The organism is Streptomyces fumanus (assembly GCF_014655295.1).
Lineage (GTDB): Bacteria > Actinomycetota > Actinomycetes > Streptomycetales > Streptomycetaceae > Streptomyces > Streptomyces fumanus.
Genome location: NZ_BNBI01000019.1, coordinates 50,302 through 63,939, shown reverse-complemented (window position 1 = coordinate 63,939; position 13,638 = coordinate 50,302). Strand labels below are relative to the sequence as shown.

The 13,638-nt window shown below is 74.9% G+C and carries 10 protein-coding genes and 1 riboswitch; of the genes, 1 reads left to right on the top strand and 9 read right to left on the bottom strand.

What is annotated here, in order from left to right; translation table 11 throughout:
* Nucleotides 1-102: 102 nt before the first annotated feature.
* Complete coding sequence (locus tag IE316_RS31930; protein WP_190208028.1) at nt 103-828, top strand: ZIP family metal transporter; 726 nt, start codon at nt 103-105, stop codon at nt 826-828.
* 29 nt (nt 829-857) lie between these two features.
* On the opposite strand, the gene cobI is transcribed toward IE316_RS31930, so the two are convergent.
* The 9 genes from cobI to IE316_RS31885 form a co-directional block, all read right to left on the bottom strand.
* Nucleotides 858-1,589: a precorrin-2 C(20)-methyltransferase gene (gene cobI / locus IE316_RS31925; protein WP_190208027.1), complete on the bottom strand. Its 732-nt coding sequence runs from the start codon at nt 1,587-1,589 to the stop codon at nt 858-860.
* Complete coding sequence (locus IE316_RS31920) at nt 1,586-2,968, bottom strand: cobyrinic acid a,c-diamide synthase CobB (RefSeq protein WP_190208026.1); 1,383 nt, start codon at nt 2,966-2,968, stop codon at nt 1,586-1,588. Before IE316_RS31920 ends, cobI begins: the two co-directional genes overlap by 4 nt.
* Nucleotides 2,962-3,561 carry a cob(I)yrinic acid a,c-diamide adenosyltransferase gene (gene cobO / locus IE316_RS31915; protein ID WP_190208025.1) on the bottom strand — a complete coding sequence of 200 codons (600 nt, stop codon included), beginning with the start codon at nt 3,559-3,561 and terminating at the stop codon, nt 2,962-2,964. Before cobO ends, IE316_RS31920 begins: the two co-directional genes overlap by 7 nt.
* Nucleotides 3,561-5,579: a putative cobaltochelatase gene (locus tag IE316_RS31910; protein ID WP_190208024.1), complete on the bottom strand. Its 2,019-nt coding sequence runs from the start codon at nt 5,577-5,579 to the stop codon at nt 3,561-3,563. The genes cobO and IE316_RS31910 overlap by 1 nt, the downstream gene beginning before the upstream one ends.
* On the bottom strand, nt 5,576-9,232 hold the full coding sequence (gene cobN / locus IE316_RS31905; protein WP_190208023.1) for a cobaltochelatase subunit CobN: 3,657 nt from the start codon (nt 9,230-9,232) through the stop codon (nt 5,576-5,578). The genes IE316_RS31910 and cobN overlap by 4 nt, the downstream gene beginning before the upstream one ends.
* Complete coding sequence (locus IE316_RS31900) at nt 9,229-10,737, bottom strand: cobyric acid synthase (protein ID WP_190208022.1); 1,509 nt, start codon at nt 10,735-10,737, stop codon at nt 9,229-9,231. The genes cobN and IE316_RS31900 overlap by 4 nt, the downstream gene beginning before the upstream one ends.
* Nucleotides 10,734-11,687, bottom strand: coding sequence for a cobalamin biosynthesis protein (locus IE316_RS31895; RefSeq protein ID WP_190208021.1), 954 nt, complete (start codon nt 11,685-11,687; stop codon nt 10,734-10,736). The genes IE316_RS31900 and IE316_RS31895 overlap by 4 nt, the downstream gene beginning before the upstream one ends.
* Nucleotides 11,688-11,789: 102 nt before the next feature.
* Nucleotides 11,790-11,909, bottom strand: a riboswitch (cobalamin riboswitch).
* Between the two features lie 132 nt (nt 11,910-12,041).
* The gene (locus tag IE316_RS31890; RefSeq protein ID WP_190208020.1) at nt 12,042-12,263 is read right to left on the bottom strand and encodes a hypothetical protein; all 222 of its coding nucleotides are present in this window, start codon (nt 12,261-12,263) and stop codon (nt 12,042-12,044) included.
* 40 nt (nt 12,264-12,303) lie between these two features.
* The gene (locus tag IE316_RS31885) at nt 12,304-13,542 is read right to left on the bottom strand and encodes an inorganic phosphate transporter (protein WP_190208019.1); all 1,239 of its coding nucleotides are present in this window, start codon (nt 13,540-13,542) and stop codon (nt 12,304-12,306) included.
* Nucleotides 13,543-13,638 lie beyond the last annotated feature (96 nt).

The window sequence follows — 13,638 nt, the reverse complement described above, 5'->3', positions numbered from 1 at the left end:
GCACGGGCAGCTCACGGACGGTTCACCTACGGCTCACACCGGCCGCCCGTACCGCCGTCGCCGGATGTGCGTGAACCGGCCCTGATCGGATAGCAAGAGCCCATGGCGGTCTTCGTCGCGCTCGGCGCGTTCCTGATGACGCTGGCCGGCGGCTGGACGGCACAGCGGGTGACCGACCGCCGCCATCTGGTGCTGGGCCTGGCCGGTGGGCTGATGCTGGGCGTGGTCGGCCTGGACCTGCTGCCGGAGGCGCTGGAGGCGGCGGGCCACGAGGTGTTCGGCGTGCCGGAGGCGCTGCTGCTGTTCGTCGCCGGGTTTCTCCTCGCCCATCTGGGCGAACGCCTGCTCGCCGCCCGCCGGGCCGCGCACGGCGCCGACGAGCACGCCCGCACCCCGGAGGTGGGCCTGACGGCCGCCGCCGCGATGGTCGGGCACAGCGCCATGGACGGCGTGGCGATCGGCGCGGCCTTCCAGGTCGGCGAGGGCATGGGCCTGGCCGTCGCGCTCGCCGTGATCGCCCACGACTTCGCCGACGGCTTCAACACCTACACACTGACCAGCCTGTACGGCAACGCCCGCCGCCGCGCCCTGGCCATGCTGGGCGCGGACGCGGTGGCGCCGGTCCTCGGCGCGGCCTCCACGCTGCTGTTCACCCTTCCGGAGCAGGCCCTCGGCGCGTACCTCGGCCTGTTCGGCGGCGTCCTGCTCTACCTCGCCGCCGCCGAGATCCTGCCCGAGGCCCACCACGCGCACCCGGCCCGCTCGACGCTGCTGTGCACGATCGCGGGCGCGGGCTTCATCTGGCTGGTGGTCGGCCTCGCCGAATGAGACCCCGGCACCGCACGCCGTACGGCCGGTCACAGCTTGCCGCCCCGGCCGCCGTCCCGCCGGGGCGGGGCGATCAGCGTCGACAGGTACGGCAGGGGGGCGCCGTCGAGGTCGGCGGCCGGCCGTACCGACTCCTCCGCCAGCCCCAGCGCCGAGCCCCACACCGCGTCCGCCAGCCGCCCGGTCTCCCGCAGCGCCTCGGCGACCTCGGCGGCCTGCCGCCCGAACTTGTACGCCACGACCGTCCCCGGCCCGTTCAGCGCCTCCTTCAGCACCGCCGCCCCCGCGGTCACCGGCACCAGCGTCAGCGGCTCGGTGCCCTCGGTCAGCACGGCCCCCGACCGCGCCGCGAGGTCCTGCATCGCGGTGATGCCCGGCACGGTCTCCACCACGGTGCCCGGCACCAGGGCGCCGACGGTCTGCGCGAGATACGTGAACGTCGAGTACACGTTCGGGTCGCCGATGGTCGCGAACGCCACCCGCCCGTGCGCCCGCAGCAGCTCCGCCACCCGCTCGCCGGCCGCGTCCCAGGCCGCCTCGCGCCGGGCCCGGTCGGACCGCTCGTTCAGCGCGAACACCACCCGGACGACCTTCTCGGCGGGCACGTAGTGCAGCACGGTCGCCTCCGCCCGCCCCCGCTCCCCGGTGTCCATCACGGGGACGACGACGACCTCGGCCGCCCGCAGGGCGTTGACGCCCTTGACGGTCACCAGCTCCGGATCACCGGGGCCCACCCCGACTCCGACCAGATGGCTGTTCATGACGTCCGGCACCTCTCCACGAACCGACGGGCGACACCGGGCCGGGACGCCCAGTGCGTGTGCAGATAACTCGCGTGCACACCGCGCTGTACGAAACCTTCCAGGCGCCGCCCGGGCGCCCGCACCCCCCACGCCGGAGCCGCCCCGGCCCCCGGCTCCACCACCGTCCGGTGGAACTCGTGCCCCCGCATCCGCGTCCCCGCGGCGGCCAGCGCGCTGTCGCCGACGGCCACCGCGTCCCGGTAGCCCAGCGTCAGCCGCTCGGCCATCCGCGCCGACGCGTCCAGCACCCCGCACATCGGCAGCCCGTCCAGCTCCCGGCACAGGTACAGCAGCCCCGCGCACTCGGCGGCCACCGGAGCGCCGCGCCCGGCGAGGTCGGCGACGGCCTCGCGCAACGGCTCGTTGGCGGACAGCTCCTCGGCGTACACCTCCGGGAACCCGCCGCCGATCACCAGCCCGTCGGTCCCGTCGGGCAGATGCTCGTCCCGCCGGGGGTCGAACACGACGACCTCGGCCCCGGCGGCGGCGAGCAGCTCGGCGTGCTCGGCGTAGGAGAAGGTGAACGCGGCCCCGCCGGCGAGGGCGACGCGGGGCCTCGGCTTCCCGGACACGCGAGCCGGGTGGTCCTGGTCGGGGGACTCCCCGGGGGTCCAGGGGGCGGGGCTCCCCGGCAGGGCCCCGGCGGACCGGGCCAGCGCCACGAGGGCGTCCAGATCGCACCCCTGGGACACCAGCGCCCCCATCGCCGCCACGGCGTCCACCGCGGCGGACCCCCGCTCGGCGACCGGCACCAGCCCGAGGTGCCGGGACGGCACCCCGACCCGGTCCGTCCGCCGCAGCACCCCGAAGACGGGCACGCCGACCGACTCCAGCGCCTCCCGCAGCAGCCCCTCGTGCCGGTCCGACCCCACCTTGTTCAGGATCACGCCCCCGACCCGCACCTCCGGGTCCCAGGAGACGAACCCGTGCACCAGCGCCGCCACCGACCGCGACTGCGCCGAGGCGTCGACGACCAGCACCACCGGCGCCCCCAGCACCTTGGCGACCTGCGCGGTGGACGCCAGCTCGCCCTCCCCGGCGGCCCCGTCGTACAGCCCCATGACCCCTTCGACCACGGCGATGTCGCACCCGTCCGCCCCGTGCCGGAACAGCGGGCCGATCAGCTCGGGGCCGCACAGGTACGCGTCGATGTTCCGCCCCGCCCGCCCGGTGGCGAGCGCGTGGTAGCCGGGGTCGATGTAGTCCGGGCCGACCTTGTGCGGGGACACGGCGAGCCCCCGCGCGGCCAGCGCGGCCATCAGCCCGGTGGCGACGGTGGTCTTGCCGCTCCCGGAGGCGGGCGCGGCGACCACCAGCCGGGGCACGGAGCTCACCACTCGATGCCCCTCTGCCCCTTCTGCCCGACGTCCATCGGGTGCTTGACCTTGGACATGTCGGTGACCAGATCCGCGAACTCCACGAGTTTCTCCGGCGCGTTCCGCCCAGTGATCACCACATGCTGGGTCCCCGGCCGGTTCCGCAGCACCTCCACCACCTCGTCGGTGTCCACCCACCCCCAGTGCATCGGGTAGGCGAACTCGTCCAGCACGTACAGCGTGTACGTCTCGGCGGCCAGGTCCCGCTTGACCTGCTCCCAGCCCTCCCGGGCCTTCTCCTCGTTGTCCATCTGCGCGTCGCGCTGCACCCAGGACCAGCCCTCGCCCATCTTGTGCCAGGCGACGGTCCCGCCCTCACCGGAGTCGCCGAGCACCCGCAGCGCCCGCTCCTCGCCGACCTTCCACTTCGCCGACTTGACGAACTGGAACACCCCGATCGGCCAGCCCTGGTTCCAGGCCCGCAGCGCCAGCCCGAAGGCGGCCGTCGACTTGCCCTTGCCCACGCCCGTGTGCACGACGACCAGCGGCCGGTTGCGCCGCTGACGGGTCGTCAGTCCGTCGTCCGGTACGACACTCGGCTGTCCCTGCGGCACTACGCGGCCCTCCTGGAAGTTCCCTGTACGTCCTTCACGAGCCCGGCGAGGGAGTCCGCCCGCAGCTCGTCCAGCGTCACGGCGGTGCCGCCCAGCTCGCCCGCGAGCCGCCCCGCCAGCCCGAGCCGCACCGGGCCCGACTCGCAGTCCACGACCACGGAGGCGACCCCCTCGGCCGCGAACAGCCGCGCCGCCCGTCCGGCCAGCGCCACCGGCTCCGGGCCTCCGGTGGCCCGCCCGTCCGTCACCACCACGAGCAGCGCCCGCCGCGCGGGGTCGCGCAGCTTCTCCACCCGCAGCACCTCGTGCGCCCGCAGCAGCCCGGCCGCCAGCGGGGTCCGCCCGCCCGTGGGCAGCGCCTCCAACCGCCCCGCCGCCGCGTCCACCGAGGAGGTGGGCGGCAGCGCCACCTCCGCCGCCGTCCCCCGGAAGGTCACCAGCCCCACCTTGTCCCGCCGCTGGTAGGCGTCGAGCAGCAGGGACAGTACCGCCCCCTTCACGGCGCTCATCCGCTGCCGCGCCGCCATCGACCCGGAGGCGTCCACGACGAACAGCACCAGGTTGCCCTCGCGCCCCTCCTTGACCGCCTGCCGCAGATCGTCCCGGCGGATCACCAGCCCCGGACCGCTGCGTCCCCGCGCCCGCTGGTGCGGTGCGGCGGCCCGCACGGTGGCGGCCAGGTGCAGCTTGCCCAGCGCGCCCTTCGGCCGGCGCGCCCCGGTGGTCCGCCCGCGCTCGGTGCGCGCCCGCGACCGCCGCCCCGCGGCGCCCTCGCCGACACCGGGCACGCTCAGCACCTTGGTACGGAACGGCTCCGCCGCCCGTACCGCCGACTGCTCCCCGGCACCGGACGGCTGCGGCTCACCGCCCTGACCGGCCTCCGGCCGCGCGGCGCCGCCACCGGACCCGGACTCCTCCGGAGGGCCGTCGGCGGGCCCGTCGGAGGGCGGCTGCCCGCCCCCGCCGCCCGGTCCGTCCGGGTCGGGGTCCGGATCCTCGTCCTCCGGTCCGCCGAACTCCTCCAGCGTCTCGTCCAGCTTGTCCTCGTCCAGCCCCGGCGCGTCGAACGGGTTGCGCCGCCGCCGGTGCGGCAGCGCCAGCAGCGCGGCCTGCCGCACGTCCTCGGCGAGGACGTCGGTCCGCCCGGCCCACGCGGCCAGCGCGGTCGCCGTGCGCGCCATCACGATGTCGGCGCGCATCCCGTCCACCTCGAACGCGGCACAGGTCGCCGCGATCTGCCGCAGCGCCCCGTCCCCGAGCCGGACGTGCGGCAGCAGCTCCCGCGCCGCCACGATCCGGGCCCGTACGGCGGCCTCCTCCTCGGCCCAGCGCGCGGCGAACCCGGCCGGGTCGTCGTCGTACGCGAGCCGCCGCCGCACCACCTCGACCCGCTGGCCGGGCTCCCGGGAGGCCGCGACCTCGACGGTCAGCCCGAACCGGTCGAGCAACTGCGGCCGCAGCTCGCCCTCCTCGGGGTTCATGGTGCCCACGAGCAGGAACCGGGCGGCGTGCCGCACCGACACCCCCTCGCGCTCGACGTAGGAGGCGCCCATCGCGGCGGCGTCCAGCAGCAGGTCGACCAGGTGGTCGTGGAGCAGGTTGACCTCGTCGACGTAGAGGATGCCGCGGTGCGCGTCGGCCAGCAGGCCCGGCTCGAACGCCTTGACGCCCTCCGACAGCGCCCGCTCGATGTCCAGCGCGCCCACCAGCCGGTCCTCGGAGGCCCCGACGGGCAGCTCGACCATCCGGGCCGGCCGCGAGACGGACGCCCCCGGTTCGTGCGGGCCGTCCGGGCAGTCCGGGTCGGGGGCGGCCGGGTCGCAGGAGAACCGGCACCCGGCGACGACGTCCACGGACGGCAGCAGCGCCGCCAGCGCCCGCACCGCCGTCGACTTCGCGGTGCCCTTCTCGCCGCGCACCAGCACACCGCCCACCGCCGGGGAGACGGCGTTCAGCAGCAGCGCGAGCCGCAGATCGTCCTGGCCGACCACGGCCGTGAACGGAAAGGGGGTGGTCACTTGTCGTCGCCCTCCAGGTCGCCTTCCAGCTCCAGATACGTCGCGCGCAGCCGCTCCAGCGTCTCCGCGTCCGGCTCCGCCCACAGCCCCCGGTCGGCGGCCTCCAGGAGCCTCTCCGTGATGCCGCGCAGCGCCCACGGGTTGGACCGCTTCATGAAGTCCCGGTTCTCCGGGTCGAAGACGTACTCGGCGCTGAGCTTCTCGTACATCCAGTCGTCCACGACCCCGGCCGTCGCGTCGTACCCGAACAGGTAGTCCACGGTCGCCGCCATCTCGAAGGCGCCCTTGTAGCCGTGCCGGCGCATCGCCGCCATCCAGCGCGGGTTGACCACCCGGGCGCGGAAGACGCGGTGGGTCTCCTCGCCCAGCGTGCGGGTCCTCACCTGGTCGGGGGTGGCCGAGTCGCCGACGTACGCCTCCGGGCTCGTGCCCGTCAGATGGCGGACCATGGCGACCATGCCGCCGTGGTACTGGAAGTAGTCGTCGGCGTCGACCAGGTCGTGCTCGCGGGTGTCGACGTTCTTCGCCGCCACCGCGATCCGCCGGAACGCCGTCTCCATGTCGCCGCGCGCCGCCCGGCCGTCGAGGCCGCGCCCGTAGGCGTAGCCGCCCCACACCGCGTACACCTCGGCGAGGTCCGCGTCGGAGCGCCAGTTGCGGGCGTCGATGAGGGGGAGCAGGCCCGCGCCGTACGCGCCCGGCTTGGAGCCGAAGACGCGGGCCGTGGCCCGGCGCCGGTCGCCGTGTTCGGCGGTGTCCTCCTCCACGTGCGCCCGGACGTAGTTGGCGTCGGCGGGCTCGGCCAGCTCCGCCACCGCCCGTACCGCGTCGTCGATCAGCCCCACCACGTGCGGGAACGCGTCCCGGAAGAACCCGGAGATGCGGACCGTGACGTCGATGCGCGGCCGGCCCAGCTCCGCGAGCGGCACCACCTCGAAGCCGGTGACCCGGCGCGAGGCGTCGTCCCAGACCGGGCGGCAGCCCAGCAGTGCGAGGATCTCGGCGATGTCGTCGCCCTGGGTGCGCATCGCGGAGGTGCCCCACACGGTGAGGCCGACCGACTTCGGGTACTCCCCGGTGTCCTGGAGGTAGCGGGCGATCAGCGAGTCCGCCAGTGACTGGCCGACCTCCCAGCTCAGCCGGGACGGGATCGCCTTGGGGTCGACGGAGTAGAAGTTCCGGCCGGTGGGCAGGACGTTGACCAGGCCGCGGGTGGGCGAGCCGGACGGTCCGGCGGGGACGTAACCGCCGTCCAGGGCCCGCAGGATGTGCCCGATCTCGTCCGTCGTCCGGGCCAGCCGCGGCACCACCTCGGCGCAGGCGAACTCCAGCACGGCGACCGCCTCGGGCAGCTCCCCGCCCAGCACCTCGCGGACCAGGCCGGGGACGGCCGCCACCGCCCAGTCCCGCTCCTCCATGCCCTGCGCGAACCGCCGGCAGAGCTGCTCCAGCAGGTCGATCGCGTCGGCGCCGGTCCGGGCCGGTCCGTCCACCAGCTCCGTCAGTTCCGCCGGCACCTTCACCGGGGCGCCCGGCTCGGCCAGCAGCTCCTTCTCCACCAGCCCGAAGTGCGCGGCCAGCGCCGCCCGCAGGCCCGGCAGCGCGTTCGCCCGGCCGCCCCACACCTGGGAGGCGCGCAGCACGGCGAGGACCAGGTTGACGCGGGCCTCGCCGACCGGGCCGCCCCCGAGGACGTGCAGCCCGTCGCGGATCTGCACGTCCTTGATCTCGCACAGGTAGCCGTCGATGTGCATCACGAACTCGTCGAACGCCTCGTCGTCCGGCTGGTCGTCCACGTGCAGGTCGTGGTGGAGCTCGGCCGCCTTGACCAGGGTCCAGATCTGCGCGCGGACCGCCGGGGCCTTGGCCGGGTCCAGGTCGGAGACGAGCGCGTACTCGTCGAGGAGCTGCTCCAGCTTGGCCAGGTCGCCGTAGGTGTCGGCGCGGGCCATCGGCGGCACCAGGTGGTCGACGACCGTGGCGTGGCCGCGCCGCTTGGCCTGGGTGCCCTCGCCGGGGTCGTTGACGATGAACGGGTAGATCAGCGGCAGTTCGCCCAGCACCGCGTCGGGCGCGCACCCGGCGCTCAGTCCGAGGCCCTTGCCCGGCAGCCACTCCATCGTGCCGTGCTTGCCCATGTGCACGATCGCGTCCGCGCCGAAGCTGTTCTCCAGCCAGCGGTAGGCGGCCAGGTAGTGGTGGGAGGGCGGCATGTCGGGGTCGTGGTAGATGGCGATCGGGTTCTCGCCGAAGCCGCGCGGCGGCTGGATCATCACGACGACGTTCCCGAACCGCAGCGCCGCCAGCACGATGTCGTCGCCGTCGACGTACAGCGAGCCCGGCGGCTCGCCCCACGCCTCGGTCATCGCCTCCCGCAGCGCCGGGTCGAGCTGGTCGAACCAGGCCCGGTAGTCGGCCAGCGGCACCCGCGCGGGCGCGGCGGCCAGTTGCTCCTCGGTCAGCCACTCGACGTCGTGCCCGCCCGCCTCGATCAGCCGGTGGATCAGCTCGTCGCCGCCCGACGGGTACTCGGTCAGCGCGTACCCGGCGTCCCGCAGCGCGTCCAGCACCCGGACCGCCGAGGCCGGGGTGTCCAGCCCCACCGCGTTGCCGACCCGGGAGTGCTTGGTCGGGTACGCGGTGAAGACCAGCGCCAGCTTCTTCTCGGCGTTCGGCTTGTGCCTGAGCGCGGCGTGCCGCACGGCGATCCCGGCGACCCGCGCGGCCCGCTCGGGGTCGGCGACGTACACCGGCACCTCGTCGGGGCCCTGCTCCTTGAAGGAGAACGGCACGGTGATCAGCCGGCCGTCGAATTCCGGGATGGCGACCTGCATCGCCGCGTCCATCGGGGACAGGGCGGCGTCGGACGCCTCCCACGCGGCCCGGGAGGAGGTCAGGCAGAGCCCCTGCAGCACGGGGACGTCCAGGTCGGCGAGGGCGCCGATGTCCCAGGACTCCTCGTCGCCGCCCGCGGACGCCTGGGAGGCGTGGGTGCCGCCGGCCGCGAGGACGGTGGCGATCAGGGCGTCGGCCCGGCCGAGGATCTCGTACAGCCCCGCGTCGGCGCCGCGCAGCGAACCGCAGTACACGGGCAGCGCGTTGGCGCCGTGCGCCTCGATGGCCTCGCACAGGGTGTCGACGAAGGCGGTGTTGCCGCTCAGTTCGTGGGCGCGGTAGAAGAGCACGCCCACCGTCGGGCGGCCGTCCTGGAGCGTCCGGTCGCCGTGCACGCCGTACTGCGGCATCGTGCGCGGCTCCTCGAAGCCCTCGCCGGTCAGCAGCACGGTGTCGGAGAGGAACCGGGCGAGCTGGGCGAGGTTGCCGGGGCCGCCCTCGACGAGGTAGCGCAGCGCCTCGGCCACCACGCCGGCCGGCACGGACGACTCGGCCATCAGCTCGGCGTCCGGCACGGACTCGCCGCCGAGCAGCACGGTCGGCAGCCCGGCCGCCTTGAGCGCGGCGAGCCCGTCCTCCCAGGCCCGCTTGCCGCCGAGCAGGCGGACGACGGCGATGTCGGCGCCCTCGATCAGCCCGGGGAGTTCCTCCGCCACGTCCACCCGGGTCGGGTTGCCGATCCGGTAGGAGACGCCCGTGGCGGCGCGGGCCGCCAGCAGGTCCGTGTCGGCGGTGGACAACAACAACACTGTGCTCATGCGGGCGCTCCCGGTGGGATGAAGGGCAGTCCTTGCGGCGCGCCGGACTCGATGAGCCGCCACAGCGCGTCCGTGTCCGCGTGCTGTTCGATCAGGTCGCCGAGCCGGTCGAGCTGCTCCTCGCGCAGCGCGGCGAACGAGGTGCCGGGGGCGGGGACGAAGCGGCGGCCCGCGGCGGCGGCCACCTCGCGCAGGAACGCCCGCCGGAAGCCGTCCGACTCCAGCGAGCCGTGCCAGTGCGTGCCCCAGGTCTGGCCGACCCGGCACCCGTCCAGGAAGGGTTCGCCGCCCGCCACGGTGGCGACCCCGTGGTGGATCTCGTAGCCCTCGACGGGTTCGCCGAGGGCCTCGCCGGCCGGCCGGGTCAGGGTCTTCTCGCGGGCGAACCGCACCCGTACGGGCAGCACCCCGAGGCCGTCGACGTGTCCGGCGCGGGACTCGACCTCGTCCTCGATGTGCTCGCCGAGCACCTGGAACCCGCCGCAGATGCCGAGCACGGGCCGCCCCTCAGCCGCCCTCCTGACCAGGGCGTCGGCGAGTCCGCGTGCCCGCAGCCACTGAAGTGCCCGGACCGTGCCCCGGGTCCCCGGCACGATCACCAGGTCGGCGTCGGCCAGTTCCTCGGGCCGGTCCACGAACCGCACCAGCACGCCGGGCTCGGCGGCGAGCGCGTCCACGTCCGTGAAGTTGGACATCAGCGGCACCGCGCAGACGGCGACCCGCAGCACGTCCTCGCCGACCGGCGGGGCGGTGTCCGACTCCCGCACGGCCCCGCGCAGCGAGATGCGCAGCCCGTCCTCCTCGTCGATGCCGAGCCCGTGCCGGTAGGGCAGCACGCCGTACGTGCGCCGCCCGGTGAGCCCGTGGAGCATGTCGAGGCCGGGTTCCAGCAGGGACACGTCGCCGCGGAACTTGTTCACCAGGAACCCGGCGACCAGCGCCTGGTCCTCGGGCGAGAGCAGGGCGAGGGTGCCGAAGAAGGAGGCGAAGACGCCGCCGCGGTCGATGTCGCCGACGACCAGGACGGGCAGTCCGGCGCCCCGGGCGATGCCCATGTTGACGATGTCGGTCCGGCGCAGGTTGATCTCCGCCGGGCTGCCCGCCCCCTCGCAGATCACCGCGTCGTGGCTGCCCCGCAGCTCGGCCAGGCAGTCCAGGACGGTGCCGAGCAGCTCCCGCTGCCGTCCGCCGTGGTAGCCGCGGGCGCTCAGCTCCCCGACCGGCTTGCCCAGCAGCACGACCTGGCTGCTGCGCTCGCCGCCCGGCTTGAGCAGCACCGGGTTCATCAGCGCGGTCGGCTCCACCCGGCACGCCTGCGCCTGCATGGCCTGGGCCCGCCCGATCTCGGCGCCCTCGCGGGTGACGAAGGAGTTCAGGGACATGTTCTGCGCCTTGAACGGCGCCACCTTCACGCCCTGCCGCACCAGCCACCGGCAGATCCCGGCGGTCACGACGCTCTTGCCGGCGTCGGAGGTGGTGCCGGCGACCAGCAGTCCGCCGCTCATGAGGTCCGTCCTCTCGTCCGTGCGGTCAGCAGCCGCGCGCCCGCGCAGACGCCGAGCGCCAGCAGGCTCACGCGCCGGGAGAGCCGTACGGCCCGTGCCACGTCGGTCACCCGGACGGCGCGGCCCGCCGTCCCGTTGAGCACCGGCCGGTGTTCGACCCGGCCGGCGTAGGAGAGCGTGCCGCCCAGGCGGACGCCGAGGGCACCCGCGAAGGACGCCTCGACCGGGCCGGCGTTGGGGCTGGGGTGCCGGTGGGCGTCGGCGCGCCAGGCCCGCAGCGCGCCCCGCCGGTCGTCGCCGGCCAGCGCGGCCAGGGCGGCGGTGAGGCGGGCCCCCGGCCAGCCGGCGAGGTCGTCGAGCCGGGCCGAGGCCCAGCCGTACCGCAGGTGGCGGGGGGACCTGTGGCCGACCATGGCGTCGAGGGTGTTGACGGCCCGGAAGCCGAGCAGCCCCGGCACCCCGGCGGCGGCCCCCCAGACCAGGGCGCCGACCACCGCGTCGGAGGTGTTCTCTGCGACGGACTCCACGACGGCCCGGGCGATCCCGTCGGCGTCCAGCGCCTGCGGGTCGCGTCCGCACAGGTGCGGCAGCCGGGCGCGGGCGCCCTCGACGTCCCCGGCCGCCAGGGCCCGGCCGATGGCGCGGGCCTCCCGGGCGAGGGAGGTGCCGCCGACGACGGCCCAGGTGGCGGCGGCGGTCAGCGCGACGGAGGCGGCGGGGGAGCGGCGTGCGGCGCGCTCGGCCACGGCACCCAGCGCGACGGCGCCACCGGCGCACACGGCGGTGTGCAGGGCGCCCGCGCCCCGGTGGTCGCGCCAGAGCACTCGTTCCACGGCGCTCGCGGCACGGCCGAACACGGCGACCGGATGCCCGCGGCGGGGATCGCCGAGGAGCAGGTCACCGAGGAGGCCGGCGGCGGCGCCGTACGCGAAGACGCGTTCGGCTCGCACGGGGCTCAGCCGGTCGCGCGGTCGGGAAGGGACCTGGTGGTGAACCTGGAACGGCGGCAGCCGGGCATCGCGTTGTGTCCTCACTCAGGGTGTCCACGCCCTGGTTCGACGAGACCGGCGGTGAGAGTTCCTGGCTCCCCGGGGTCGCCCCCGGGTCACAGTGGCGGGACCGCGCCGGATTCACACCGGGCTTCCTCTCCTGCCGCCGTACATGGCTGTGGAAGTCCACCACGCCCCGCGAACGCCCGTCAACTTGCCGTTGACCTGCGGCGGGGGAGTGTGCGAAGGCCCACAGTGCGGCGGGGTGCGGGGCCGGGGCCCCGCACCCCGCCGGGCGCGCGCGGGTGGCGCCGGTCAGGCGACGATCAGGTGGATGCCGTACGCCACCGCCGCCGCGCAGGCCGCGAAGCAGACGTAGGCGCCGGTGACCGCCAGGGCCGCGGAACCGCCCTGGGCGGTGGCGCGCTCGCGGCGGGACAGGCCGGCGATGCCGAGGGTGAACAGGGCCACCAGGGCCACGGTGACCACGAGGCTGACCCCGAAGACGGAGCCGAGGGCTGCCCAGTCGATCTTCATGGTGGTTCTCTTCCTTCGTACCCGGGGGCGACCGGGCGGCTCAGACGGGGGTGGCGGTGGCCGACGGGGTCTTGGGCTCGGGCGCGGGCAGGGTGGCCGTCAGCTCCTCGGTCACGCCCGCCGGGGGCGGCGGGGTCACGGCGGCGATGGCGGCGGTGACCACACCGGACTCCTCGGCGCCGACGGCGTTGACGTTGGTGTGGTCGACCACCTCGCGCCGGGAGATCCGCCAGATGGCGAAGCTGGAGCCGACCAGGAAGAGGGCGACGAGCGCGGTGCCCCAGTCGCCCAGGCCGCACACCCACTCGGCGAGCGCGGCGACCAGGGCCGCGGCCGGCAGGGTCAGCGCCCAGGCGACGAACATCCGGGTCGCCGTGGACCAGCGGACCACACCGCCCTTGCGGCCGAGGCCGGCGCCCATCACCGATCCGGAGACGGAGTGCGTGGTGGACAGCGAGAAGCCCAGGTGGGAGGAGGCCAGGATGACCGTGGCCGCGCTGGTCTGGGCGGCGAAGCCCTGCTGCGGCTGGAGGTCGGTCAGGCCCTTGCCCATGGTGCGGATGATCCGCCAGCCGCCGAGGTAGGTGCCGAGCGCGATGGCCAGGCCGGCCGAGAGGATGACCCACACCGGCGGGTCGGAGTCGGGGGCCAGGGCGCCGCCGGCCACCAGGGCCAGGGTGATGATGCCCATGGTCTTCTGCGCGTCGTTGGTGCCGTGCGCCAGCGAGACCAGGCCGGCCGAGGCGATCTGCCCGGCGCGGTAGCCCTTGGCGGCGGCCTCGCCGTCGGCCTTGCGGCCCAGCGTGTAGGTCAGCCGGGAGGCGACCATCGCCGCGACGCCCGCCACGACCGGGGCGGCGATCGCCGGCAGCAGCACCTTGGTGACGAGGACGTCGCCGTGCACCGCGCCGAGGCCGGCGGAGGCGACGGCGGCGCCGATCAGACCGCCCATCAGGGCGTGCGAGGAGCTGGACGGCAGTCCGACCAGCCAGGTCAGCAGGTTCCAGAGGATCGCGCCGACCAGGGCGGCGAAGATGACCTCGGGACGGATGCCGGTCTCGTCGACGAGACCCTTGGAGATCGTGTTGGCGACTTCCACGGACAGGAAGGCGCCCACCAGATTCAGTACGGCGGACATGGCCACCGCGACCTTGGGCTTGAGGGCGCCCGTGGAAATGGTCGTGGCCATCGCGTTCGCGGTGTCGTGGAAACCGTTCGTGAAATCGAACGCGAGTGCGGTTACCACCACAATCGCGAGGATCAGCGAGAAGCTTTCCATTTACCCAGGCAATCGTTCGAGGTCATTGGCTGGTCGAACGTAGGTAACGCGGGTGAACGGAAGATGAACTGGGCAGGGCGCGAGGGTGTCCGTAAC